Here is a 23208-nt window from a genome sequence, read left to right as displayed (position 1 = left end):
ACGTGACACACGTCCGGCCCCCGGGGAGCACGCTCCCAGGGGGCCGGACGGTGGTACTGCGGCGTCAGGCGGCCGTGATGTTCTCCGCCTGCGGGCCCTTCTGGCCCTGCGTGATGTCGAAGGTCACCGCCTGGCCCTCCTGGAGCTCACGGAAGCCGGTGGCGTTGATGTTCGAGTAGTGAGCGAAGACGTCCGGCCCGCCGCCGTCCTGCTGGATGAAGCCGAAACCCTTTTCGGCGTTGAACCACTTGACGGTTCCGCTGGCCATGCCGGTGCCTCTCAGTCGATATCGGGAGCCGCACCACGCGGTCCCATGGGTGTCCTGACCCGCCCCCTGCACAGCAAGGCGCCCGCGCCGGAGCACGGGCGGTTTCGGCGAACCACGACTTCCGGCTGTGACGCTACATGGCGAAGCCCCTCTCCACCAGAGAGCAACGACTTCGCGTCGCACCGGATGCGGGGGAAAGCCGCTGATGGGGCCGTACTCACCAGGCACCTGGGGCGGTGGTGGCGTCCGCGGCGGCGTCACCGTACCGGAGCACCGCGCCGGGACGGTCCGGCTCCGGATGGAGCAGTGCCCCCCGGGATGAAAATGGTGCGGCCGGCAGGGGGGCTGCCGACCGCACCGAGTACCGCCCCGCCTCGGCCCGGGAGACCGAGGTGGGTGGCGGAAAGAGCCAGATCAGCGGACCGTGCCGGACCGTCCGCCCCGCCAGGGGCGAAATACGGTCTGCTGGTCAAGCCCTTCCCGCCACCGTTCTGAACGGGTGCGGAATTCCGGCTGCGAACATTGCCAGGAGAGGACAGCAGGAAGACCGCACGTCAGGCGCGGGCCCACCGCCCCGAAGAGCCGCGGTCCGCTGCCTCACGCGGTCCAGCATGGAAGGTAAACAGACTGTTTTCTACGTCTAGTTTTTAGCGCTAAGCCACGTAGCGCCAATTAGGCTCACGCCCGCGCAAGCGGGCCCATACGCGGGGGATTTGATCGCATGACCAACACCGACAAGACGGCACTGCGGACACTGCTCAGAGTCCGACGTGCACTCATCGACCCCACCGGACACGGTTTCCACCGTTCGTCCCGCCAAGGGCGGCGCGCACCCGGGCTGTCGCAGCACCAGGTCGACCAGTTGCTGCACCGCACACCAGGCACCTACCGCCGGCTGGAGTCCGGCGCCTGGCCGAGGCCGGACACCGGATTCCTCCGCGATGTCGCCATGCTCTTCGCCCTCAACGAGCAGGAGTGGGTGTCACTGTGCCGGTACGCCGGGATAGGCGACCCGCCGGGCCCGCTCACCGCCCGCTCGGGCAAGGAGGTGCCGGGTGTGTGGCAGGAGGCCATCGACGGGATGACCCACCCCGCGTACATCACCGACGCCTCCTGGGAGCTCATCGCGCACAACGACGGGTTCGCGCGGCTGTTCCCCGCCGGGGGCGTTCCCACGAACACCATGCGGTGGATGCTCCTCGAACCGCAGGGCCGCGAGATGCTCATCGACTGGGACACCGCCTGGGCCCCGCTGGTCGTGCCGCAGTTGCGGGCGGCGCTGGCCAGCCGGCCCGACGACGAGGTGCTCCGCCGGCTCGAGAAGGACGTGCTGGCCGATCCGCAGTGTGCGCAGATCTGGGAGTCGGGCGGCGCGCACATCCATCCCGACGGCGACGAACGGCCCATCCGCCACGCCGTCGACGGTCCGGGGTGGGTGACGATGTGCGCGGCACAGCCCATGGCGGCCCCCGGGGCGCGCATGATCGTTCTCGTCTTCCACGCGGGCGCGCGGCGTGCGCACACGCGCGTTCCGGTCCTGCGCGCGCCGTGAACACTTCCCTCCGGCGCTCCCGCGGTGGTGTGATCAGGGCGGAACGGCCGTTTGTGGCTTAGGTTGTGGCCACCCCCACATCGCCGCCGCACCGTGCCCGCCGGAGGATGTCGTGCCTGCCTACATAGCCCGCCCCACCACCGTGTTCCCCGCCCACAAGGTGACCACCGGGGAGATCGCGGACGATATCCGCGCCCATCATCCGGACCACCCGCGGCTCGCCGCGGTCCTCCGCATCGTGGCCAACACCGGGGTGCGCAGCAGGTACTTCACCCGGCCGCTGGCGGCTCCGACCGTGTCGGGGGACGCCGGTGTCGCGGCCCGGGGGGCGGCGGCGTTCTCCGACGCGCTGGACATGGCGGAGCAGGCGGCACGGGGGGCGCTCCGGGCGTACGGGCTGGAGCCGGGTGACGTGGACGCCGTCATCACGACGCATTCGACCGGCTGGTCCGTCCCGAACATGGACATCCACCTCATCGACCGCCTGGGTCTGCGGCCGGAGGTCCGCCGGATCGCCCTGACGACGCTGGCCTGCGCGGGAGGCACCCAGGCGCTGATCCGGGCCGTCGACCTGGTGACCGCGAGACCGGGCGCGACGGTCCTGGTGGTCGCCGCCGAGGTCATCTCCGCCGTGTACAACCACCAGGACGACGCCGTCGAGCACATGATCTACAAGGTGCTGTTCGGGGACAGCGCTGCGGCGACCCTCGTCACCGACGCCCCGCTGGGCCCCGGTTTCCGGGTGGGATCCCCGGCCGACACCTACGAGCACGTCCTGCCGGACAGCCTCACCCGGTACGCCGGCCGCGTCGATCCGGCCGGATTCCACTTCGACAGCACCAAGGAGGCGCTGAGCGCGGCGGACGACGTGCTGCCCAGTCTGCTGGACTGGCTGGGCCGGTCCCCCGTGGACTTCGGGGTCATCCACCCCGGCAGCGCGCGCATCATCAGCGACACGGCGACGGCGCTCGGCCTCGACGCCCACGACACCCGGCACTCCACCGCCACCCTCGCCGACGAGGGCAACCTCGGCGGTGTCTCCGTGCTCCGCATCCTCGAGCGCACCCACGCCGAACCGCCGCCGGCCGGCGCCGCCGGGATCACCGTCGCGTACGGGCCGGGCTTCGCCACGGCCGCGCTGCGGGGGACCTGGACCGCCTGAGCGGCCGGGGCCGGGGCAAGGTGTGCGGGCTGCCCGGGATGTGACAGGGCCTGAGTCCCGGGGCCGCGCGGCAGGTAGGCTGCCCGCCGGGGTGGGCCGTAGCGCAGAGGTCGTCGCGCCTTCACGTCATGTAGGAGCACGCCGGTTCGAATCCGGTCGGCCCGCCCCGTCCTGACGCTGCGACCTGTGTCTCGCCTGACGGCCCGGCACGCACCCGGGGCCCGCCGTTCCGCTCGGCGGGCCCCGGATTCCGCGGAAACCGTCAGGCGGTGTGGAGCGTCAGCCCGTAGCGGTTCAGGATCTCGTTGATGGGCTGGTGCCAGGTCTCGCCGCCGGAGCTGCAGTCGCCCCAGCCACCCGAGGTGACACCCTGCGCCTGGTCGCCGCTGATGAAGGAGCCTCCGGAGTCACCGCCCTCCGCGCACACGCTTGTCTTGGTCATCTGGTAGACCGCGCCCTGGGCGTAGTTGACCGTGTCGTTGGTGGCGAGCACATTGCCGCAGTGCCAGTGCGAGGTGGAGCCGGAGCGGCAGATCGAGGCGCCGATCGGGGCCACGTTGGAGCCCCGGACCAGTTGGTCGGAGACGGTGCCCCAGCCGAGGACGACGGGAACAGTCCACCAGCCGCTGCCTACGCTGACCCAGGCGTAGTCGTCGCCGGGGAACGACGAACCCTGGAAGTTGCCGATGAACGAGCCGTCCCAGCCGCTGACCCCGGCACCCGCCCGGCCGCAGTGGCCGGCCGTGACGAAGCCGCCGTGGACGGAGAAGCCGATGGAGCATCGTACGTTCCCGGTGTAGTACGGGTCACCGCCCACGGTCCCGGCCGAGAAGGTGCGCGGCGCTTCGGCGGTCTGCTCGACGGTGACCGGCCCGGCCGCCCTCGCCTTCCGCACGAATGCCTGGACATCGTTGTCAGAACGCTGCGAGGCGACGACGTCCACCACGACCGAGTTGGTGCGGGGATCGACGTGCCAGCTGCTGACGCCCTGCGGGGCGTCCAGCTTGTCGAGCTTCGACTTGACCGAGTCGAGGCGCTTCTCGGTGTACGTCACCATCCGCACGGCGGCACCCGTGGCCCGTACGGCGTCCGCCTGCCGGGCGTCGGTGACGGCGACGGTGAGACCACCGGTCGCGGGGTCGAACCAGGAGCCGCCGTACGCGGCGCCCGCGGCGTGGCGCGCCATCGGCTGGAGCGCGGTGGCGGTCTTCTCCTGGGCGATCCGCGTCTTTGCCTGGCTTGCCGTCAGGCCGAGGTCGCGCTGCATGGCGGTGAGCAGGCCGTCGGATGCGGGCGCGGGTGCGGGCGTGTCGGCGGCGGAGGCCGAGGGAAAGCCCGCACCCGCCCAGGCTCCGAGGAGGAGTACGGCGGAGAGTGCGGTCCTCAAGGCTGTGGAGCGTCTCAAGGTCTTGGCCCTTCTGTTGTTCCGGCTGGGTGGGGGAGGAACAGCAGGCGTCCGAGGCGCCCTCCGTGAGAGCGCTCTCAGAGTGTGCCGTTCCGGACTGTAGCGGAGATGCTGTTAGCAGGTCCATGCCAATGACAGGGGTGACCGTACGGGCCGCCCGCCGAGCTGCCGTACTCATCCCTTGAGGGTTACGTCCTTCACCACGAGGAGCCCGACGGGTCACGTCGCGCCTGGGCGACCGGGCCGCCGCCGGCCACCGGCCTCGACGGCGGGCTGCCGGAAGAGCCCCGGGAGGTTCAGCAGGGTCCGCGAGGGCCGGGGCCGCCGCGACTGCCCCCGCCGTGCCCCCTCACGGCCGGCGCCGCGTCAGGAGCGGGCCGGCCGGTAGGTGTACGTGTCCCACAGCGCCCGCACCGCGTCGCTGTCCCGCCAGTGTCCGGAGGCCGCCGCGCGGTCCGGCGTCCCCCAGACCCTGATGCGTCCGGCGCCCGGCTCCCAGCCCGGGTCACCGGTGGCGGCGAACGCGGCCCAGGCCGAGGTCATCCGGTCCGCGAGGGCCCGGTCCTCGGGCGTCGGCGCGGCGCCGCCGATGAGGAACCGGGTGCGCTCGTCGTCCACGTTGCCGAAGGCGAAGGGCACGTCGGCGCAGTGCCAGGCACGCACTCCGCCGCCCCTGCGGTCGAACCGGGAGAGGTGGGCGCGGCCGCCCGCCGCCGCGTGGGCCTCGGCGAGCCGGGTGCTGTACTCGCCGAACATCAGGTCCCCGTACACGGCGAGGTGGACGTCGTGCGGCCCGGCACCCGGCATGAGCGCGCGGTACCCGTCGACGAGCCCGGACGGCAGGCCGAAGTCGGCGGCGAAGCGGTGCAGCCGCTCGTCCGTGGGGACCGGGACGCTGCTGCCGACGGCGTCCATCAGCCAGTACTCCTCGGTCGTGTGGCAGACGAGCAGGCCGACGTCCCGGGCGGCTCCGGAGGCGAGGAGGGCCAGCGGGTCGTCGCGCAGGAGGTGTCCGTCGGCGACCGGGCCGTAGATGACCGGGTCCCAGTGCAGCGCCCCCGAGCCGGGGTCCTCCCGGTAGTCCCCGACGACCCGGTCCGAAGCCTGCAGCAGTTCCTGCGGGGCGGCCACGGTCAGGGGTTTCCCCACGGCGGCGGCGACGCGGGCCGTGACCTGCTCGGCGAGCTCCTGGGCGAAGACGGGGCCGACCGCACTGTGCGCGATCACCCGCCGGAAGAGCCCGCGGGCGCGGTCCATCACCATCAGGCAGACCGCGGACGTCGCTCCGGCCGACTGTCCGGCCAGGGTGACGTCGCCCCGGTCTCCCCCGAAGGCGGCGATGTTGTCGCGGACCCATTCGAGGGCGGCGATCTGGTCGAGCAGGCCCCGGTTGGGCGGGCAGGCGTCGTCCGGGAGGTGGCCGAAGCCCTCGAAGCCGACGCGGTAGTTCAGGGTGACGACGACGAGGCCGGTGCGAGCCAGCGCCGTGCCGTCGAAGTCCGGTTGCGCGCTCGATCCGAAGGTGTAGGCGCCGCCGTGGATCCAGACCAGTACGGGCAGCGGGCCCGCCGCCGCGGCGGGGGTCCAGATGTTGAGGCTCAGGACGTCCTCGTCGCCGGGTGACCAGGTGGGGGCGCCGGGCAGCTCGGCGGACTGGGGCGGAACGGGCCCGAACTCCGTGCAGTCGCGGACACCGGGCCACGGGGCGCGCGGGCGTGGGGCCCGGAGGCGGTTGTCGCCGAACGGCGGCTCGGCGTAGGGGATTCCGAGGACCGCGACGACGTCGCCGTGCGGTGTACGTCCGCGTACCCGACCGCTTGCCGTCTCGTACACACCGCTGTTCGCCAACGCGTCCCGCCTGTCCTTCGATCGCGGCTCCCGGGCCGGGAGCGATGATCAGGATGGCCCACTCCCTGCGTCGACGCGATGGAATTCGACGGAAGTGATCAAGGAGTTGGTCAGCCGGCCTGTCCGATGGCGCTGCGGAGCATGGCCACGGTGGTCGCCGCCGCGGCCCGCTCCGCCTCGTCCTCCGTGGCCCGCACCCGTTCCTCCAGCAGCACCACCGCCGCCTGGAGTACGCCGACGCGCACCGGGACGGACCGCATGGCGGTCAGTACGGCCGCCGCCTGTTCGGCCGGTGTGGCCTGCGCGGCCTGCGCGGCCTGCGGAATGAGGGTGGTGATGCCGCGTCCGAGCGCGCGGTCACGAGGCGGCTGGGCCGCGGGTGTGGTCACCGGGGAATTCTGCCGCACCCGGCGCCCCGATCGGGTCAGCGACCTGGCCGCACCGGGCCGTTCTCCCGCACCCCGTCATGGACGCGGAGCAACAGGGCGGCCAACTGGGCGCGTTCATGGGCTGCCAGGGGCGCGAGGACATCGTCCTGCACGGCCAGCGCCTCGGCCTTGAGGCCGTCCAGCAGGGCCCGGCCGGCCGGTGTGACGGTGACCGTGACGCGGCGCCGGTCGGCGGTGTCGCGGGCCCGCTCCACCAGGCCGGACGCGCCGAGCCCGTCCACGATCTTCACGACGTCGCTCCGGTCGATCGAGAGCCGCGCGGCGAGTTCACGCTGCACATGGGGGCCGAAGTCGGCCAGCGCGGCGAGCACCGCCATGTGCCAGAGCCTCAGCCCGCGTTCGGCGAGGCGGTCCGCGAGCCTGCCGCGCGCCGCCTTGCCGGTCTTGGACATGAGGTACGTGGTGAGGCCCAGGAGACTGGGAGGGGTTTCGTTCATCAGGTATATCGTAGGGCCTACCCCATGATGGGTGTGCACCTACTGAAGGAGACTCCGTGGACGCGCTGCATCCCCGCCTGCTGGTCGACCGGTTCACCGACTGCTTCCGGTTCTACGACGCCGTGCTGCCGGAGCTGATCGGTGCGGTACGGGCCAGCGGCAACGCCTCGGGGCCGTACGCTCATTGGGACGTCGAGGGCCAGGGCGTGCTGGTGCTGTTCGACCGGAGCGCGATGGCGGCGGTCGCCGGTACGACCCACCTGCCCGCGGACCCGCCCCCGGCGCAGGACCGGTCGATGCTCGTCCTGCGCGTGGCGGACGTCGACGCGGGTCTGGCCGTCTGCCTCGGTCATGGCGCGGAGCCGGCCGCACCCGCGTGCGACCGCCCGGAGTGGGGGCCGGGGCTGCGCACCGCCCATGTACGCGACCCGGAGGGGATTCTCGTGGAGCTGCAGTCCTACTGACCGGTGGCGGCCGAGGTCACTTCCGCGCCCAGGCGCGCATGGCGGAGCGGGATGAGAAGTCGGCGACGTCCTTGTCGAGCGGCCGGTCGGTGTACTGGTGGATGCGCCACGACGCCTTGATGCGCGGATGGCCCGCCTTCACGTAGTCGGCGATCCAGAGCCCGTCCCCGGCGTACGACGTGGTGTCGTGGTTCAGCCAGAAGTACCGGTTGCAGTACAGCAGGACCCGGTGGTGCGGCCGCAGGCGTTTGACCTCGCGGATGAAGCGGTCCTTCTCGGCGTTGCTCGGCCGGGTGCCCTCGCCGTTCTGTTCCCAGTCGACGGCGAGCAGGTCCCCGGCCTTCTCCGGCGCCTTGCTCAGGAAGTACTCGGCCTGCGCCGTGATGTGTCCGGGCCACAGGAAGTGGTAGAAGCCGACGACGCATTCGGCGTCGCGGGCCCGTTTGGTCTGGTCGGTCAGGCGTGGATTGACGTACGAACGGCCCTCGGTGGCCTTGATGAAGACGAAGTCCACTCCGTCCGTGTCGAACGAGGACTGATGGGCGCTGACATCGACACCGTGCAGCATGGGCGCCACCTTTACAATCGGGGTGCTCTGTTCCGCTTACTTTCCCTGATCACCCGCTTCCCACCCTCACGCGAAGCACGAATGCGCGTGTGTGCCGGGGCGCGCGCTCCGGCACACACGCGCGGGCGGGCACACGCCCGTCGGCCGTCAGACGTCGAAGCCGGTGGAGCGGCTGACCTTCTCCCAGGCCAGTGTTTCGGCGCGGGAGGCGTCGAGCGCGCCGAGCACGGCGTCCGTCGCGTCGTTGCCGAGCGGCAGCCGCAGCGGGGTGTTCTCGGCGTCCAGGGCGGTCAGGATGGCGTCGGCGGCCTTGGCGGGGTCGCCCTCCTGCTTGCCGTCCGAGTCGGGCAGGCCGTTGCGGACCGGGCCGACGGTGTCGGCGTAGGCGTCCAGCGGCGCGGACTGACGCAGGGCGCCGCCGCCGGCGAATCCGGTGCGGAAGGAGCCGGGTTCGACGATGAGGACCTTGACGCCGTGCGGGGCCACCTCGGCGGCCAGGGCTTCGGACAGGCCCTCCAGGGCGAACTTCGTCGCGGAGTAGCCGCCGACGCCGGGGAAGGTGAACCGGCCGCCCATGCTGCTCATCTGGACCACGGCGCCCGAACCGTTGCGGCGCATGTGCGGCAGCACGGCCCGGACCAGGGCCGCGGGGCCGAAGAAGTGGAGGTCCATGAGGTCGCGCAGCTCGCGGTCGCTGGTCTCCTCGACCGCGCCGATGAGCCCCATGCCCGCATTGTTCACGAGCACGTCGATCCGTCCGTACCAGAGCACGGTGTCCGCGACGACGTCGGCGATGCGGGCGGTGTCGGTGACGTCGAGCCGGACGGCGACCGCGCGGTCGGGGTGCGCGGCGACGAGGGCGTCGAGCGCCTCGGGGCGGCGGGCCGTGGCCACGACGGTGTCGCCGGCAGCGAGGGCGGCCTCGGCGATGGACCGGCCGAAGCCGGAGGAGGCGCCGGTGATCAGCCAGACGCGGCCCGGGGCGTTGTCGCGGGCGGGGGTGGCGGGTGCGGCGTCCATGTCCAACTCCGTTTTGTCGTCGGCGCGTTGCGGTGATTCATTTATGTCATCCGCGTTCGCGAACGGTCCAAGACATGGATTCTTCGGAGCGATAAAGACGACTTATGATCTCGCCATGGAACTGCGCCAGCTGCACTACCTCACGGTGATAGCCGAGGAGGAGAACCTGGGCCGGGCCGCCCGCAGGCTCTACGTCAGCCAGCCGGCGCTCTCGTACGCGCTCAAGAGTCTGGAGACGGAGCTCGGGGTGAAGCTCTTCGACCGCCACGCGGGCGGGGTCTCAGCCACCTCGGCGGGGCGCGATGTGATCGCCGAGGCGCTGCTCACCCTGCGCCAGGCCGAGCGCGTCACCGCGGCGGCCGAGCGGCACACACGGGGCGAGACGGGTGTGCTGCGGGTGGGCTTCGAGGCGAGCGGGGCGGGGGAACTGACCACCAGGGCGCGGGCGGAGTTCGCCCGCCTCCATCCCGGGGTGCGGGTGGCGCCCAAGCGCTACGACTGGGGGCAGGAGGCCGACGCACTGCGGGACGGCCTCGCGGATGTGGCGTTCGTCTGGCTGCCCAACGACCTGACCGGGCTGACGTACGAACCGGTGCACACCGAGCCCCGCGTCGTCGGCCTGCCCACGGGGCACCCCTTGGCGTCCCGCGACGGCGTCTCCGTCCTGGAGGTCAAGGACGAGCCGCTGCTGTGGACGCGGCGGGCGCCCCGGCCGTGGGTGGACTGGTGGGCCGTCAACCCGCGCCCCGACGGGTCGGCCCCGGTCTGGGGGCCGACCAACGACAACGTCGAGGAGATGCTGGAGCAGGTGGCGCAGGGGTCCGCGATCTGCTTCGCACCCGAGAGCATGGCCCGCTACTACGCGCGCCCCGACCTGTCCTGGGTGCCGCTCACGGACGTCGAGCCGCTGCGCGTGGTCCTGGCCTGGGCGGACGGCGCGGACACGGCGCTGGTGCGGGGCTTCGCCCGCGTAGTGCGCGAGCTGGTCTCGGAGGCGTGACCGCTCAGTCCGCCTCGGGGGCGGCCGGCAGGCTGTCCATGAAGGAGCTGACGGAGAACACCGCGTTCCCCGCTCCGGGCGGGCCGTAACCGGGGGGCGAGCTGAGACCGAACTCGTCCATCGTCGCGCGGTACGACTCCAGGAGCCGGATGTGGTACTCCAGGGGCGCCCCGTCCGGGTTGGTCCTGCCGAGCGGGGTCGTCGGCTCCGGGCACCAGGTGGTGAAGCGCGGGGTGATGCCGTGCGACATGAAGAAGCGCAGGCCCTCGGTGGTCGAGTCGATGGCCTCCTTCACCGTGGTGAAGCCGAACGGCTCGGCCATCTCCACACCGGCCACGAAGTTCGGGATGACATTGCGCGCACCGAAGACGTCGGCGGAGTCGAGGATGCGGCGGTGCCACTCGTCACGGCCGACGTAGCGCTCCTTGCCCGGGCAGTACAGCTCGAACAGCCGCCGGTCCCACACCTCGTAGTTGGGGTGGTAGATCTGCACCCCGTAGTCGTGGAAGCGCTGGACGTCCGCCTTGGGCAGGGCCTGGGCGACGACCTTCCCGATCCAGCGGCCCGGGAAACGCTCCTCGATGGCCTTGGCGTACTGGCCGTAGAAGTCCGCCTCGTCCCGGCCGCCGATGTGCGAGGTGATGGCGCCGCCGGTGAGGGTGTACGCGGTGGAGGTCTTCGCCGTGTCGTACCGGTCGATGATCTCCAGCGCCTCCAGCACCTCCTCGACGGGCTTCACCCCGGTGTAGGGCCGTCCCGCCGCCTTGTGCTGGCGCCAGTTGTGGTTGATGTCGCAGTACTGGCACTCCTCCTTCGCGCCGAAGTACTGGCAGACGCGGAAGACCGTGAGGTAGACGAGGTAGCCCCACTGGATGGTCGGGGCGACCTCCATCACGGACTTCCCGTTGGCGAGCGTGTGCCGGTAGTAGTCGGGCATCGGGGGCAGGCCGACGTCGGAGATGCGCCTGCCGTCGAGGTAGAGCCCGAGCATCCCGTCCGCGTCCGCCGCGACGCGGTACGGGGACGCGGGGTTGACGCGCACCGAGACGACGGTGCGCCGCAGCTCGTACGGGCCGCCGGTGAGCACGATCTCCTCCGGCGGGCGGCGCAGGGCGGCCGCGCCCAGCTCGGGCAGGGTGCCGTGGTCGAAGGAGAAGATGAAGTACGACTTCGGCTTGACGTCACCGCCCTCGTTGTCGCTGAGCGCGGACTCGTCGAAGGCGACGCCGCCGCGCAGCAGGTCCTCCTTGATGACGGCCTCGCGCGGCACGTGGGGGAACTGCTCCATCAGCCGTTCGACGAGCCGGGTGCGGTCTGCGGTGCCGGGCTCGGTGCGGCTGGGATCGGTACGGCTGGGCATGTGCGGGCTCCTCGGTCGGTCGTCGACGTGTTCCGGATGCGACGTCTGTGCAACGAACCACGGCCGCGGAGCGTTCTCGTCCCCGCTGCCGGATGCGTCACTCCCCGGTACCGGATCCTATGTGACCGGTCAGTAAGGTGTGGGGGCGGGAGCCCGTCGGCCGTGCGGCCGGTCCGACGCCCGGCGTGACCGCAGCCGGCCGCGGAACGGAAGTGCTCCATGCCCCGCACCATGTCCGTGTCGGACAGCATCGTCGTGCACGCCGGTCCGCTGGAGGTGTACGCCCGGCTGAGCGACCCCACGGCCATGGGCCGCTGGAGCCCGGAGAACCTCGGCGCGCGGGTGCGGGGAGACCGCCGGGAGGCCTACGTCGGCATGGTCTTCGACGGCCGCAACAAGCGGGGGCCGGTGAGCTGGACGACGCGGTGCACGGTGACGGCGGCCGATCCGGGCAGCCGGTTCGCGTTCCGGGTCCATGCGATCGGTGCGCGGCGGCCGTTGCTGCGCGGGCCGATCGCCACGTGGGAGTACCGCTTCGAGGCGGTGGAGGGCGGCACCCGGGTCACGGAGACCTGGACGGACGACCGCCGCGCCTGGCCGGACGTCGTGGCCAACGCCTTCGACCGGGTGGCCACCCGGGGGCACACCTTCGCCGTGTTCCAACGCCGCAACATCCGCACCACGCTCGAACGCCTCAAGGCGGCACTGGAATCCCCGGAAGGCTGACGGGTCACACCGCCCAGTGCGCGGGGCGCCTCAGCGACGACGGGAGCCGGGTGGTGCCGCTCCCCCGGGCGGCGTTCACCTGCGCCTGCGTCAGGAACAGCGCCCCGGTCAGGTCGGCGCCCGACAGGTCCGCGTCCCGGAAGTCCGCGCCGATGAGGTCCGCGAGGCGCAGGTCGGCGCCGCCGAGGTCCGCCGCGATGAGGTAGGCGCCGCGCAGATCGGCGCCCCGCAGGTCCGCCTTCCTGAGCCGGGCGCCCATGAGGTCGCCGCCCCGGTGGCTGCGCCGCTTGCGACCCGGGGCCGTGGCGCGCACCAGTTCGCTCACGCGTCCGAGGAGCACGGCGACCTCGCCCCGGTGGGCGGCCACGTCGAGCTCCACCAGGGCGGGGGCGTCGAGGCGGGTCAGGGCTTCGGTCGCTTCGAGGGTGCGCCGGATCTCGCCGCGCAGGGGGCGGGCGGGGGCGAGGGCGGCCGCCTCGGTCAGGTACCAGAGCAGCTCGTGGAGTTGCCGGACGACCGGGAAGACGTCGAACATCTGCTGCGCGGTCTCCGGTGCGGCGCGCCAGTCCCGGCCCCCGAAGATGTCCACCGACACCTTCTGACCGGCCCCGAAGCAGTCGTAGACGGTGCAGCCGGGAAAGCCCTCGGTGCGCAGCCGGGTGTGGACGCCGCAGCGGAAGTCGTCCCGGAGGTTTCGACAGGGCGTGCCCGCCGCCTTGTTGACGGCGAAATCTGCGGAACGCGTGAGCGTCAGCGCGACACAGCACAGGGCGAAGCAGCTGCCGCAGTCGGCACGCAGGGTGGCACGGCCGTCTCCGTCCTGGCGTTCGGTGCCGGAGGGTCGGTCGGTGTCGGGCACGGTGGGTGGATCCTTCGGGTGCGGTCTTCGTGAGCAGCACCGGAGCCTATCGGCTTCGCGTGCGGTCCGCCGTTGTCGGTGGGGCGGCGCACACTGGCAGGAGCGCGGTACGGCGAGGAGACGGAGGGGCGCGGATGGGCGGCGGGGAGGAGAGCGGGTTCGAACCGGCGACCGGGGACGGTCCGCCGGCCACCGGGGAGGCTGAGGCGCGCGCCGCTTCGGTGCGGTCGGCGTTGGCCGGGCTGCGGCAGATCAGGCGGCTTGCGAACAGCGGCCGGGCCGACCCGGAGTCCGTGCCCGCCCCGTGGGAACTGCACCGTCCGGTACGGGCCGTGGCGCTGGCCCTGGAGGCCGCGGGGTTCCCCGCCTCGGCCGTCGGCCCGTCAGGGGAGCGTATGGCGAAGGGTTACCGGGTGACGGCGGGGGCATCACCGGGCACCGTCCGGGTGGAATGGCTGGGGCCGGCCGGGAGCGGGGCGGCGTACGAGGAGGACGGCGAGCTGCCCAGGTGCGCGGCGGCGTTGCGGGAGTTGGGCTGGACGGCGCTGCTGTACCGGGGACCACGCGGTCGCCGGTTTCTGGAGGTCGAGCCGCCGGCGGGTCGGCCGGACGGCCGATAGCCGCCGTGCCGTGACCGCTCGCCGGACGACGTTGTCAGACCCATGGGGGATGCTGGTGGGGTCCGACACCTCTGATCTGGAGATGCTGAGATGCACAAGGACGAACTCGCGGCGGCGCAGGCGTACGTCCGTTTACTGGAGGCCACCCGGGCGGCCCTCTCCGACCCGGACGACGCCCCGCTGTACCTGCCGTTGCTCACGTCACCGATGGAGGAGGCGGACGGGGCGCTCCGGCGCGCCGGGTTCGCCGGCAACGAGACGCGGTTCTTCGAGCTGGTCGGTTCGCTCCGGCAGAGTCTGACGGGCAGCGGCCACTGAGGGGTGCGCCGGGGCGGGCCCGCCGGCGATGCCTCAGCCTGCCTCGGGAAGTGGTGCGAGGCCGAGTTCACGGTCGCCGAGGGGCGCGAAGTGGCGGGCCACGTCCTCGGCGGTGACCTGGGCGAGTTCGGAGGGCTTCCACCGGGGGTCGCGGTCCTTGTCCACGATCTGGGCGCGGACGCCCTCCACCAGATCGGGGCCCGCGAAGGCGGCGGTCGAGACGCGGTACTCCTGGTCGAGGACCGCTTCGAGCCCGCCGAGGCGGCGCGCCCGGCGTACGGCTTCGAGCGTCACCTTGAGCGAGGTGGGCGCCTTGGCCAGGATGGTCGCTGCGGCCTGCTTGGCGGCCGGGTCCCCGTGGCCGGCGAGGCGGTCGACGATCTCCTCGACCGTGTCCGCCGCGTAGCAGGAGTCGATCCAGGCGCGGTGCGCGGCGAGCCGGCCGCCGGGGGCGGGGCGGGCGTGGTCCTTCACGGTCGCGGTGACGGCTTCGCGGGTCGTGCACCGGGCGAGGGCGGCGACGAGGTCGGCGAGCCCGTCGGCGGGCACGAAGTGGTCGGCGAGTCCGCAGAGCAGCGCGTCGGCCGCGCCGACCGGCTCACCGGTGAGCGCGAGATGCGTGCCCAGTTCTCCGGGCGCGGCTCCCAGCAGATACGTTCCGCCGACGTCCGGGACGAACCCGATCCCGGTCTCCGGCATGGCGACGCGTGAGCGCTCCGTGACGATCCGGACGGAGCCATGGGCGGAGACTCCGACACCGCCGCCCATCACGATGCCGTCCATGAGGGCGACGTACGGCTTGGGGAAGCGGGCGATCCGCGCGTTGAGCCGGTACTCGTCCCGCCAGAAGTCCAGCGAGGCGCTCCCCCCGGCCAGGGCGTCGTCGCGAACCGCTCGGATGTCGCCGCCCGCGCACAGGCCGCGGTCCCCCGCACCGGTGAGCAGCACGGCGACGACGGCCTCGTCGCTCTCGGCCGTGTCGAGCGCGTCGGCCATGAGCCGCACCATGGCGTGGTTGAGCGCGTTCAGGGCGCGGGGCCGGTTGAGCGTGAGGTGGCGGACGCGTCCCTCCGTGTGCAGCAGGACGGGGTCCTCGTGGTTCATGCGTGCGCTCCGCTCAGCCCGGGTGCCGTGCCGTCCACCCGTCGGGGGACGGTCTTCCGCTGCCATTGTGCGCGGGCCCCGGAGGGGCGGGCGGTGCGGGGTGGTCTCCGCTGTGGCAGGCGTGCCGGACCGGCCCGACAATTGAGGCACGCCGTACGGCGGACCCGCCGGACGATCCCCGGAGCTGGCATGACCGATCAGAACCGGCCACCGGTCGTCCCCGGACCGGACGGCCGGCCGGAGGGCAGGACGCCGGCCGGCGAGACGGGTACGGCGGAGCGGCTCGCCCTGAACCGGACGGGCAGTTTCGAGTGGGACCTCGAAACCTGGACCCTGGACGTGGACGAGGCCGGTCTGCTGGTCTTCGGTCTCGACCCGGACGCGTTCGACGCGCGCCCGGAGTCCCTGGCGCAGTTGCTGCACCCGGAGGAGCGTGCCCGGCTGGCCGTGACGACGGACGAGGCGCTGAAGGGCGCGGGCAGTTCTTACAGCGTGCACTTCCGGATTCCGCTCGCCGACGGCCGGGACCAGTGGACACATGTCCAGGGGCGCATCCTGCGCGATGAGCACGGGAAGGCCCGCCGCGTAATCGGTCTGGTGCGGGACGCCACGGCCGAGGTCACCCATGCGGACTTCGTGCTCGAGCTGGAGAGACGCCGGCGCCGCCAGACCGACATAGTTGAACGTACGACGAGTGCCTTGTCGCGTGCGGTGACGGTGGACGATGTGACCGCCGCCCTGACCGGTCCCGGGGGGCTGGCGAGGCTGGGCGCGGACGGGCTGGCGCTCGGGCTGCTGGACAACGCGGCGCTCGATGTCATCGCGCTGAGCGGTGAGTCCCTGGAGATCCTGGAAGACCTGAGTCCGGGCCGCCTCGACCCGAGGTTTCCGCTGGCCGACACCGTGCTCAGCGGGCGCCCCCGCTTCGTCGGCTCGCCGGCGGCGCTGACGCGGCGCTACCCGGCGCTGGAGCCGTACGTGGGCCGGCTGAAGTTCCAGGCGGCGGCCTACCTGCCGCTCGTCGCCCAGGCAAGGACGCTCGGCTGTCTGGCCCTCTTCTACCGACAGCGCACCGCCTTCACGGCCGACGAGCGCAATCTGTGCCGGGGGCTCGCCGCCATCGTCGCCCAGTCCCTCCAGCGGGCCAAGCTGTTCGACGAGGAGCGCGAGTTCGCGACCGGGCTGCAGTCCGCGATGCTGCCGCGCCGCATCCATGACATCAAGGGCGGCGAGATCGCGGTCCGGTACCACGCGGCGTGGAGCGGCCGCCAGGTCGGCGGTGACTGGTATGACGTGATCTCCCTGCCCAAGGGGCGGTTCGGAATCGTGGTGGGCGACGTCCAGGGGCACGACACGCACGCGGCGGCGATCATGGGACAGCTGCGGATCGCGTTGCGCGCGTACGCCGCCGAGGGGCATCCGCCCTCGACGGTGCTGGCCCGTGCCTCGCGGTTCCTCGCCGAGCTGGACACGGATCGGTTCGCCACGTGCGCGTATGCACAGGTCGATCTGGAGACCGGCACCGTCCGGGTCGTGCGCGCCGGCCATTTCGGGCCGCTGATCCGGCACATGGACGGCCGGGTCGGCAGCCCTCGGGTCCGCGGCGGCCTGCCGCTGGGCATCTCGACCGACTTCGGCGACGAGGAGTATCCGGAGACCCGGCTCGACCTGGTGCCGGGCGAGACGCTGGTGCTGTACACGGACGGGCTGGTGGAGGAGCCGGGCGCCGACATCGACGCGGGTGTGCGCACCCTCATCACCGAGGTCAGCGCGGGGCCGGCGGGCGCCGAGGCGCTGGCCGACCATCTGTCGGACCGGCTGTGGGAACGGTGGGGTTCCGGTGACGACGTCGCCCTGCTGGTGCTGCGCCGCAGCCCCGACCCGGGATCGCCCCGGGCGCCGAGGCTCCACCAGTACATCCACCAGGCGGACCCGGAGGGGCTGTCCGAGGCCCGGACCATCGTGCGCCAGGCCTTGACCGACTGGGACATGGCCGAACTGGCCGACGACGCCGAGCTGGTGACCGGGGAGCTGCTGGTGAACGTGCTGCTCCACACGGAGGGCGGGGCCGTCCTGACCCTGGAGGTGCTGCCGGAGCCGGTCCGCCGGGTGCGGCTCTCGGTGCAGGACCGCTCCAGCGCCTGGCCCCGCCGCCGGTCACCGGGCGAAACCGCGACATCGGGCCGGGGGCTGCTGCTGCTCGACGCCGTCTCCACGCGCTGGGGCATCGAGCCGCGGGGCGAGGGCAAGGCGGTGTGGTGCGAGATCGGACCGGGCGCGCCGCCCACCTCGCCACCCGTGCACCGGCACGCCGCGCTGCCCCCCGGGGTGCGCGGTGGAGGCACCCAACGGTGAGGGGCGCACCGCCACGTCGCGCGTGACGGTACGCCCCCCTGCCGCCTCACCCGGCCGCTATGCGCGTCCGGGTGAGGCGGAGTGCGTCAGTGCTGTGCGGTGCGGCGCTTGCGCACCGACCACATGATGCCGCCGCCGGCCAGCAGCACGGCGATGGCCGCACCACCGATGATCGGCGTGGACGACGAGGAACCGGTCTCGGCGAGGTCCGGCGAGCTGGGGCTCGGCGTCGCCGCGGCGGGCGCGGCCGACGACGGAGCGGACTCGCTCGGCTTGACGCTCGGAGCGGGGGACGCCGTGGTGGGCGTCTCGGACGGCTTCGTCTTGGACGGGCTCGGCGTCGGCTTCGACGGCGGGGTGCCCTCGCACACCGGCGCCTGCTTGATCTCGTCCTTCGAGTAATCCTCACCGTCCCCGGCCTTGACGACGAGTCGCACGTTCAGTGGCTGGTCGTGCTCCGGCAGCGCGAGCTTCTTGTCGAAGCCCTCGCCGAACTTCTCCGTCGGCAGCAGGTCCTTGCCGTCGACGGTGACGGTCACCTCGTTGGTGACACCGGCGTTGTACTGAGTGAGGTGCAGGTTCACTTCGTCACAGGTCACGACCCAGGTGGGGGTGTGAGCTGCGGCCGGACCGGCGGTGAGGACCGCGCCGGAGAGGCCGACCACCGCGGCGGCGACGAGAGTACCCGCTGCGCGCCACGATCTCCTGGGTATGGTCATGGATATTTCCTCCGCAGATGTTTCGCGCCCGTGTGGGCGGTGCAGCGCACAGTACTGCCCCCTTCCCCGCTGTGTGCACCCGCCCCACAGTCGTTTCCGCGCCCCAACCGCGCCCACACCGTCGCCGGTTGGGACATGCCGGACACGCACCGGTGCCGCGCGGCCGGTCCCGGCTCCTCGCCCCGCCTTCAGAGGCGGCGGTGCATGATGTGGAGCCCCACGAAGCCCTCGACCGGGTGGTCGAATCCTTCGGGCAGGGTGCCCAGGATGTCGAAGCCCAGCGAGCGGTACAGCCTGACCGCGGCGGTGTTGGTCTCCACCACCGCGTTGAACTGCATGGCCCGGTACCCGGCCGTGCGCGCCCAGTCGATGGTGTACTCGCACAGGGCGCGTCCGACCCCCTTGCCGGAGTGCCGGGGAGCGACCATGTAACTGGCGCCGGCGATGTGCGATCCGTTGCCCATGTGGTTCTTGTTCATCTTCGCCGTGCCGAGGACGGTCCCGTCGTCGTCGACCGCGACGACGGTCCGGTTCGGCGGCTCGAGAAGCCACCAGCCGGCGGCGTCTGCCTCCTGGAGGTCGAGGGGGTAGGTGAAGGTCTCGCCGGCGGCGACGATTTCGTGGAAGAACGGCCAGATGGCGGGCCAGTCCCCGAAGGTGGCTTCCCTGATCAGCATGGCGCACACGATGCCCGGCCCACGCGCCGATCACCAGCCATTATCCGGAGCGCCCCGCACCGGTCCGCCCTCCGGCCCGCCGGCGCCGGCCGGGCCGCACCGCACTCGGCGCGCCGCCCTGCCGCGGCGGGCGGAATCCCAGCTTCCGGGCCGCCCGCCCCCGCAGCCGGGCCAGCAACCCCGGCGGGCCCTCGGGCCGGACACGCCTGGCGGGGGACGGCGGTGCCGAAGCCTCCGGTCCGGACCCGGCAGGCTCGCCGGGCGTCGCCGCCCCGACGGGCACGCGCTGCCCCGCCGGGGCCGCCGGTCCAGCGAGCGCCCCCTCCGCCGCATCCGCCCATCCGTCCCCCGGCCGTGGCGCCGGCCGCGCCTCGCGGGCTGCGTCCAGCTCCGCGATCAGGCTGATCCGGCGCCAGAGGATCTCGTCCGGTTCGTCGGCCGCCATCAGCCGCGCCATCGTCTCGCGGCCGGCGACCGATCCTCGTCGCCCGAACACCGCCTCCGGCCTGACCCGGGTGAAGTGGGCCCGCTCGTACGGGTCGTCCACCACCTCCGCCAGCTGGACCGGGTCCAGGCCCTGGGCGACGATCGCCGCGCGGACCCACGGATCGTCGGCGAGGGCGAGCAGGCGTTCGATCCGGCGGGAGCGCCAGTTGCGCGGCCGCCGGTCGGCCCCGGCGTCCAGTCGGCTGCGCAGCCAGGGAGGGCTGTTGCCCACCAGGAGCTCGGGCGATCGGGCGGCCATCTCTTCGAGCTCCTGGGCGAGATAGACCCACACCACCGCCCGGTAGCGGTTGAGGTAGAAGGCGACGGGCGTGAGGCATCCGGCCCGGGCGAGCCGGGTGAACCGGACCGGGCTGATCTCCAGCAGCCGGGCCCCCTCGGCGGTCCCCACCGTGCGCACCCGTTCACGCAGCACGTCCGGGAAGCCGTCCTGGGCCCGCAGGCGCTCGATCTCGGCACGGCCGATCCTGGGCCGGCCGTCCGGCCCGCTCCTCACCCGGACCGCTCCCAGAAACACGGCGAGGTCGAACTCGTGCCGCTTGAGGCCGAGTTCCGTAGCGGCGCGGGCCGCACCGAACGTGCCCCCGGCTTCGTCACGCACGGTGTCGGGCTCAGGCGCCCCTCCAGGGCCCGGATCGGCCCTGAACGCCCCGTTCTGCAGCTGATTCGTCGTCGTCATGACGCCACTCCCCCGCGACTCGCGCTCACTCTCTGCAATCAGAGTAGTCCGGGGCGGTCAACCGCCGCCGAGCCTGTGGATAACTCCACCGACCCGGCGGCGGCCGGAGTGCGTCGGGCCTGGGGCCTGCGGTCAGAGCCTGTCGCCTCCCCCGCTCCCGTCCTGCCGTGAGCCCACGCCGAGGTGCTGCCCCACCCGGTTGACCAGCAGCGTCATCTCGTACGCCACCTGACCGACGTCCGACTCCGCCTCACTGAGCACGCACAGACAGCTGCCTTCCCCCGCCGCCGTCACGAAGAGCAGTGCCTCGTCGAACTCCACCATGGTCTGCCGGGCCTTTCCGGCCCGGAAGTGCCGGCCGGACCCACGGGCCAGGCTGTGCAGCCCCGACGAGACGGCCGCCAGGTGCTCGGCGTCCTCACGGGCCAGCCCGGTGCTCGCACCGGTCACCAGACCGTCGTTCGACAACACCAGGGCGTGCCGTATGTGCGCCACCCGCTTGGTGAGATCGTCCAGGAGCCAGTCGAGTCCCCTGTCCATCGCCATTGCGTTTCCTCCCCGTTCACGCGTTCCCCGTGCCTCACTCGTGGGCAAGCCTTGCGCACGGGTCACGTACGGGCAAGCACCCAACTCCCGCCACCGGCAGGGAAGCAGCCACCGCCGTTCAGCCGTAGGAGAGGTTCTCGCACGGGTCGTCGTCCGCCGACCTGGCCTCGTCGGCGATCGCGGCCGGCACCTCCGGGGTCGCGGACGCGGCGTCGGGTGCGGCCGACGGTTCGTCCGCGTAGTCCTGTCCGACGGTGACCTGGATCCCGCTTCCCGCGCCGCCGGACTCGGTGATCCGCGCACCGGGGAAGAGCCCGGCCGTGGTGCGGGCCTCGTCCCGCAGGCCGGGGCCGTACGCGACGACGGTCCCGGAGCGGGTCTGGTCCTGGGCGGTGGCCGTGCGGGTGACGGTGAAGCCGTGTGCGCGCAGGAGCCCGGCCGCCCTGGCCGCGAGTCCGGGCACCGTGGTGCCGTTGTAGACGGCGACCTGGACGCCCTTACCCGAGACGGGGGACCGCGAAGGCTTGGGAGACGCGCCGGCGCCCGCCTCGGCGTCGAGGGGACGGTCGGCCTTCAGCGCTGCCCAGAGGGCGTCGGCGTCCGGCTCCACGACCGCGACGCGCTCGCCCTCGTACCGCCAGGGGACGGTCACGAACTTGGTGTTGTGCAGGTCGATGTTCTTCATCGAGAGCGCGAAGGAGAGCAGCTTGTCGGCCGAGCCGAGCCCCGGGTCGACGGTCATCGCGTCGGTGGCGGCGTCGGCCAGCGGCAGGAGGGTCGTGGGGTTCATGCCGCGCGACTTGATCTTCTTGACCAGGGAGGCGACGAACGCCTGCTGCCTCTTGATCCGCCCCATGTCGGAGCCGTCACCGATGCCGTGGCGCAGCCGTACGTAGTCGAGGGCGCGTTGGCCCGAGACCGTCTGCGGGCCCTTCTCGAAGACGAGGGTGCCCCGGGTCGCGCGCTTGGGGTTCAGGTCGCGCTGGTACACGTCGTTCGGCAGGCACACCCGCACTCCTCCGACGGCGGAGGTCAGCGCGGAGAACCCCGCGAAGTCGATGACGACGGTGTGGTCGACGCGGAGTCCGGTCAGGTGCTCGACGGTGTTCTGGGTGCACGCCGGGTTGCCCTCGGCGGTCTCGCCCACCGAGAACGCCCCGTTGAACTGGCTGTGCTCGCGCGGGGCGGTCCAACTGCCGTCCGGTTTCCGGCAGGACGGGATGTCCACCATGGCGTCGCGGGGAACGGACACGGCCACAGCGTGTCTGCGATCGGCGTAGACATGCAGGAGGAGCACGGTGTCGGAGCGGCCGACCTCGCCGGTGGCTCCGCCCAGTCCCTTGTTCTTGCCCGACCGGGTGTCCGACCCGATGACGAGGACGTTCTGCCCGCCGGAGGAACCGGGGGGCCGGTCGCCGGAGACGCCGTCGGCGCTGAACGTGTCGATGCTGCCGGTCAGTTTCAGATACCCCCAGCCGATCCCGGCGACCAGCAGGACGAGGAAGGACAGTGCGGACACCGCCGTCCGCCGCAGACGGCTCCCCCTCCCCCCCGCCCCTGTCGCTCTGTTCCTGCTTGTCATGGGCCACCCCGTTCGTACGGCTGCCGCAGCGGCCCGCCTCCCGGCGGCGCCCGTACGGCCGTGCAGTTGTGCGGTTTTCTGGTCGTGACGTGCGGTGGCTTCGTGTGCCTCCGGTCCCGACCATCGTCAGTCGGATCCCCTCTCCCCACAGCGCCACCGGAAACATTGACCGGAAGACACCGGGAGACGGCGGGGTGAAGGGCGTCTGCCCCGCCCGCCCCGCGATGAATCGGGCCGGACGCCGCCGGCGCCCTGGGCAAATCCTCGCGTTTCCTGAAGAGTGAGGGGACAGCCGCCGTCCGCTCCGGGCGGCGGCCGGACCGCGACCGGCCGGCACGCGCGGATGGCGGTCGGTGAACCACTGGATCATTGGAGGAAGTTCATGGGTGTGACCCTGGCCAAGGGCGGCAACGTCTCCTTGTCGAAGGAGGCGCCCGGCCTGACCGCGGTGACGGTCGGCCTGGGCTGGGACGTACGCACGACGACCGGGGCCGACTACGACCTCGACGCCAGTGCGCTGCTGTGCGCGGATCACGGAAAGGTGGTCTCCGACCTGCACTTCGTCTTCTACAACAACCTCAACAGCCCTGACGGCTCCGTCCAGCACACCGGGGACAACCTGACGGGTGAGGGCGACGGCGACGACGAGTCCATCAACGTGAATCTGTCGGCGGTCCCCGCCGACGTCGCGAAGATAGTCTTCCCGGTCTCCATCCATGATGCGCAGAGCCGGGGGCAGAGTTTCGGCCAGGTGCGCAACGCGTTCATCCGCGTCGTGAACCAGGCCAACGGTGTGGAGCTCGCCCGGTACGACCTCAGCGAGGACGCCTCGACGGAGACGGCGATGGTGTTCGGCGAACTGTACCGGCACGGCGGCGAGTGGAAGTTCCGCGCGGTCGGCCAGGGGTACGCCTCCGGTCTGGCCGGCATCGCGAAGGACTACGGCGTGAACGTCTGAGGGTGACCGCCCACCGGCCCGGCTCCGC

At 72.3% G+C, this 23208-nt stretch carries 24 protein-coding genes and 1 tRNA gene; 10 read left to right on the top strand and 15 right to left on the bottom strand.

Going from position 1 to position 23208, the window contains the following annotated elements; all coding sequences use genetic code 11:
* Nucleotides 1–64: 64 nt before the first annotated feature.
* A complete protein-coding gene (locus ACLQ2N_RS21220) occupies nt 65–268 on the bottom strand; it encodes a cold-shock protein (RefSeq protein WP_018552900.1) in 204 nt (67 codons plus the stop codon).
* A 721-nt stretch (nt 269–989) separates the two neighbouring features.
* On the opposite strand from ACLQ2N_RS21220, the gene ACLQ2N_RS21215 reads away from it, so the two are divergent.
* From ACLQ2N_RS21215 to ACLQ2N_RS21205, 3 genes are all read left to right on the top strand, one after another.
* Nucleotides 990–1820 carry a helix-turn-helix transcriptional regulator gene (locus ACLQ2N_RS21215; RefSeq protein WP_425815286.1) on the top strand — a complete coding sequence of 277 codons (831 nt, stop codon included), beginning with the start codon at nt 990–992 and terminating at the stop codon, nt 1818–1820.
* A gap of 112 nt (nt 1821–1932) precedes the next feature.
* Nucleotides 1933–2982: a PhlD gene (locus ACLQ2N_RS21210; RefSeq protein WP_425815284.1), complete on the top strand. Its 1050-nt coding sequence runs from the start codon at nt 1933–1935 to the stop codon at nt 2980–2982.
* Nucleotides 2983–3074: 92 nt separating this feature from the next.
* Nucleotides 3075–3147, top strand: a tRNA-Asp gene (locus ACLQ2N_RS21205).
* 97 nt (nt 3148–3244) lie between these two features.
* Here ACLQ2N_RS21205 and ACLQ2N_RS21200 read toward each other — a convergent pair.
* From ACLQ2N_RS21200 to ACLQ2N_RS21185, 4 genes are all read right to left on the bottom strand, one after another.
* The gene (locus ACLQ2N_RS21200) at nt 3245–4387 is read right to left on the bottom strand and encodes a S1 family peptidase (RefSeq protein WP_425815282.1); all 1143 of its coding nucleotides are present in this window, start codon (nt 4385–4387) and stop codon (nt 3245–3247) included.
* Nucleotides 4388–4753: 366 nt separating this feature from the next.
* Nucleotides 4754–6235 carry a carboxylesterase/lipase family protein gene (locus ACLQ2N_RS21195; protein WP_425815280.1) on the bottom strand — a complete coding sequence of 494 codons (1482 nt, stop codon included), beginning with the start codon at nt 6233–6235 and terminating at the stop codon, nt 4754–4756.
* 110 nt (nt 6236–6345) lie between these two features.
* Nucleotides 6346–6624 carry a hypothetical protein gene (locus tag ACLQ2N_RS21190; RefSeq protein WP_425815278.1) on the bottom strand — a complete coding sequence of 93 codons (279 nt, stop codon included), beginning with the start codon at nt 6622–6624 and terminating at the stop codon, nt 6346–6348.
* A 35-nt stretch (nt 6625–6659) separates the two neighbouring features.
* Nucleotides 6660–7121, bottom strand: coding sequence for a MarR family winged helix-turn-helix transcriptional regulator (locus tag ACLQ2N_RS21185; RefSeq protein ID WP_425815276.1), 462 nt, complete (start codon nt 7119–7121; stop codon nt 6660–6662).
* Nucleotides 7122–7177: 56 nt separating this feature from the next.
* On the opposite strand from ACLQ2N_RS21185, the gene ACLQ2N_RS21180 reads away from it, so the two are divergent.
* On the top strand, nt 7178–7585 hold the full coding sequence (locus ACLQ2N_RS21180; RefSeq protein WP_425815274.1) for a glyoxalase/bleomycin resistance/extradiol dioxygenase family protein: 408 nt from the start codon (nt 7178–7180) through the stop codon (nt 7583–7585).
* 16 nt (nt 7586–7601) lie between these two features.
* On the opposite strand, the gene ACLQ2N_RS21175 is transcribed toward ACLQ2N_RS21180, so the two are convergent.
* Both ACLQ2N_RS21175 and ACLQ2N_RS21170 read right to left on the bottom strand, forming a co-directional pair.
* Nucleotides 7602–8153 carry a glycoside hydrolase family 25 protein gene (locus tag ACLQ2N_RS21175; RefSeq protein WP_425815272.1) on the bottom strand — a complete coding sequence of 184 codons (552 nt, stop codon included), beginning with the start codon at nt 8151–8153 and terminating at the stop codon, nt 7602–7604.
* Between the two features lie 147 nt (nt 8154–8300).
* A complete protein-coding gene (locus tag ACLQ2N_RS21170; RefSeq protein WP_425815270.1) occupies nt 8301–9173 on the bottom strand; it encodes an oxidoreductase in 873 nt (290 codons plus the stop codon).
* 115 nt (nt 9174–9288) lie between these two features.
* Here ACLQ2N_RS21170 and ACLQ2N_RS21165 point away from each other — a divergent pair, with 115 nt between their 5' ends.
* Complete coding sequence (locus ACLQ2N_RS21165) at nt 9289–10173, top strand: LysR family transcriptional regulator (protein WP_425815268.1); 885 nt, start codon at nt 9289–9291, stop codon at nt 10171–10173.
* 4 nt (nt 10174–10177) lie between these two features.
* On the opposite strand, the gene ACLQ2N_RS21160 is transcribed toward ACLQ2N_RS21165, so the two are convergent.
* Entirely contained in the window at nt 10178–11533 is a 1356-nt protein-coding gene (locus ACLQ2N_RS21160) for a radical SAM protein (RefSeq protein WP_425815266.1), read from the bottom strand.
* A 219-nt stretch (nt 11534–11752) separates the two neighbouring features.
* On the opposite strand from ACLQ2N_RS21160, the gene ACLQ2N_RS21155 reads away from it, so the two are divergent.
* Nucleotides 11753–12259 (top strand): SRPBCC family protein, encoded by a 507-nt coding sequence (locus tag ACLQ2N_RS21155; protein WP_425815264.1) that lies wholly within the window; start codon nt 11753–11755, stop codon nt 12257–12259.
* A 4-nt stretch (nt 12260–12263) separates the two neighbouring features.
* Here ACLQ2N_RS21155 and ACLQ2N_RS21150 read toward each other — a convergent pair whose 3' ends face one another.
* On the bottom strand, nt 12264–13118 hold the full coding sequence (locus ACLQ2N_RS21150) for a pentapeptide repeat-containing protein (protein WP_425815262.1): 855 nt from the start codon (nt 13116–13118) through the stop codon (nt 12264–12266).
* 134 nt (nt 13119–13252) lie between these two features.
* Here ACLQ2N_RS21150 and ACLQ2N_RS21145 point away from each other — a divergent pair, with 134 nt between their 5' ends.
* Together ACLQ2N_RS21145 and ACLQ2N_RS21140 are read left to right on the top strand one after the other, a co-directional pair.
* A complete protein-coding gene (locus ACLQ2N_RS21145) occupies nt 13253–13738 on the top strand; it encodes a hypothetical protein (protein ID WP_425815260.1) in 486 nt (161 codons plus the stop codon).
* A 90-nt stretch (nt 13739–13828) separates the two neighbouring features.
* Nucleotides 13829–14056, top strand: a complete 228-nt coding sequence (locus tag ACLQ2N_RS21140) for a hypothetical protein (protein ID WP_425815258.1) — start codon at nt 13829–13831, stop codon at nt 14054–14056.
* Between the two features lie 33 nt (nt 14057–14089).
* On the opposite strand, the gene ACLQ2N_RS21135 is transcribed toward ACLQ2N_RS21140, so the two are convergent.
* A complete protein-coding gene (locus ACLQ2N_RS21135; RefSeq protein ID WP_425815256.1) occupies nt 14090–15160 on the bottom strand; it encodes an enoyl-CoA hydratase/isomerase family protein in 1071 nt (356 codons plus the stop codon).
* A 189-nt stretch (nt 15161–15349) separates the two neighbouring features.
* Here ACLQ2N_RS21135 and ACLQ2N_RS21130 point away from each other — a divergent pair, with 189 nt between their 5' ends.
* On the top strand, nt 15350–17515 hold the full coding sequence (locus tag ACLQ2N_RS21130; protein WP_425815254.1) for a SpoIIE family protein phosphatase: 2166 nt from the start codon (nt 15350–15352) through the stop codon (nt 17513–17515).
* An 86-nt stretch (nt 17516–17601) separates the two neighbouring features.
* On the opposite strand, the gene ACLQ2N_RS21125 is transcribed toward ACLQ2N_RS21130, so the two are convergent.
* The 5 genes from ACLQ2N_RS21125 to ACLQ2N_RS21105 all read right to left on the bottom strand — a co-directional run bounded on the left by ACLQ2N_RS21125 (nt 17602) and on the right by ACLQ2N_RS21105 (nt 22159).
* The gene (locus ACLQ2N_RS21125) at nt 17602–18234 is read right to left on the bottom strand and encodes an LAETG motif-containing sortase-dependent surface protein (RefSeq protein WP_425815252.1); all 633 of its coding nucleotides are present in this window, start codon (nt 18232–18234) and stop codon (nt 17602–17604) included.
* Nucleotides 18235–18422: 188 nt separating this feature from the next.
* Nucleotides 18423–18911: a GNAT family N-acetyltransferase gene (locus tag ACLQ2N_RS21120; protein ID WP_425815250.1), complete on the bottom strand. Its 489-nt coding sequence runs from the start codon at nt 18909–18911 to the stop codon at nt 18423–18425.
* Between the two features lie 40 nt (nt 18912–18951).
* Nucleotides 18952–20094: a DUF6397 family protein gene (locus ACLQ2N_RS21115; RefSeq protein WP_425815248.1), complete on the bottom strand. Its 1143-nt coding sequence runs from the start codon at nt 20092–20094 to the stop codon at nt 18952–18954.
* Between the two features lie 132 nt (nt 20095–20226).
* Nucleotides 20227–20640: a roadblock/LC7 domain-containing protein gene (locus tag ACLQ2N_RS21110; protein ID WP_425815246.1), complete on the bottom strand. Its 414-nt coding sequence runs from the start codon at nt 20638–20640 to the stop codon at nt 20227–20229.
* A gap of 118 nt (nt 20641–20758) precedes the next feature.
* Nucleotides 20759–22159 (bottom strand): LCP family protein, encoded by a 1401-nt coding sequence (locus tag ACLQ2N_RS21105; protein ID WP_425815244.1) that lies wholly within the window; start codon nt 22157–22159, stop codon nt 20759–20761.
* Between the two features lie 445 nt (nt 22160–22604).
* Here ACLQ2N_RS21105 and ACLQ2N_RS21100 point away from each other — a divergent pair, with 445 nt between their 5' ends.
* On the top strand, nt 22605–23180 hold the full coding sequence (locus ACLQ2N_RS21100; RefSeq protein WP_425815242.1) for a TerD family protein: 576 nt from the start codon (nt 22605–22607) through the stop codon (nt 23178–23180).
* The last annotated feature ends 28 nt before the right edge of the window (nt 23181–23208 follow it).

It is taken from the genome of Streptomyces sp. DT224, from assembly GCF_049844595.1.
GTDB lineage: Bacteria > Actinomycetota > Actinomycetes > Streptomycetales > Streptomycetaceae > Streptomyces.
Note: the sequence above shows the minus strand (reverse complement) of the source record. Positions and strands in the feature narration are given on the sequence as shown.

Coding starts and splice junctions, on each gene's coding strand:
- ACLQ2N_RS21100 (WP_425815242.1), top strand. CDS start 22,605: ATGGGTGTGACCCTGGCCAAGGGCGGCAACGTCTCCTTGTCGAAGGAG.
- ACLQ2N_RS21135 (WP_425815256.1), bottom strand. CDS start 15,160: ATGAACCACGAGGACCCCGTCCTGCTGCACACGGAGGGACGCGTCCGC.
- ACLQ2N_RS21110 (WP_425815246.1), bottom strand. CDS start 20,640: ATGGCGATGGACAGGGGACTCGACTGGCTCCTGGACGATCTCACCAAG.
- ACLQ2N_RS21160 (WP_425815266.1), bottom strand. CDS start 11,533: ATGCCCAGCCGTACCGATCCCAGCCGCACCGAGCCCGGCACCGCAGAC.
- ACLQ2N_RS21215 (WP_425815286.1), top strand. CDS start 990: ATGACCAACACCGACAAGACGGCACTGCGGACACTGCTCAGAGTCCGA.
- ACLQ2N_RS21185 (WP_425815276.1), bottom strand. CDS start 7,121: ATGAACGAAACCCCTCCCAGTCTCCTGGGCCTCACCACGTACCTCATG.
- ACLQ2N_RS21170 (WP_425815270.1), bottom strand. CDS start 9,173: ATGGACGCCGCACCCGCCACCCCCGCCCGCGACAACGCCCCGGGCCGC.
- ACLQ2N_RS21115 (WP_425815248.1), bottom strand. CDS start 20,094: ATGACGACGACGAATCAGCTGCAGAACGGGGCGTTCAGGGCCGATCCG.
- ACLQ2N_RS21220 (WP_018552900.1), bottom strand. CDS start 268: ATGGCCAGCGGAACCGTCAAGTGGTTCAACGCCGAAAAGGGTTTCGGC.
- ACLQ2N_RS21120 (WP_425815250.1), bottom strand. CDS start 18,911: ATGCTGATCAGGGAAGCCACCTTCGGGGACTGGCCCGCCATCTGGCCG.
- ACLQ2N_RS21145 (WP_425815260.1), top strand. CDS start 13,253: ATGGGCGGCGGGGAGGAGAGCGGGTTCGAACCGGCGACCGGGGACGGT.
- ACLQ2N_RS21175 (WP_425815272.1), bottom strand. CDS start 8,153: ATGCTGCACGGTGTCGATGTCAGCGCCCATCAGTCCTCGTTCGACACG.
- ACLQ2N_RS21155 (WP_425815264.1), top strand. CDS start 11,753: ATGCCCCGCACCATGTCCGTGTCGGACAGCATCGTCGTGCACGCCGGT.
- ACLQ2N_RS21130 (WP_425815254.1), top strand. CDS start 15,350: ATGACCGATCAGAACCGGCCACCGGTCGTCCCCGGACCGGACGGCCGG.
- ACLQ2N_RS21165 (WP_425815268.1), top strand. CDS start 9,289: ATGGAACTGCGCCAGCTGCACTACCTCACGGTGATAGCCGAGGAGGAG.
- ACLQ2N_RS21140 (WP_425815258.1), top strand. CDS start 13,829: ATGCACAAGGACGAACTCGCGGCGGCGCAGGCGTACGTCCGTTTACTG.
- ACLQ2N_RS21125 (WP_425815252.1), bottom strand. CDS start 18,234: ATGACCATACCCAGGAGATCGTGGCGCGCAGCGGGTACTCTCGTCGCC.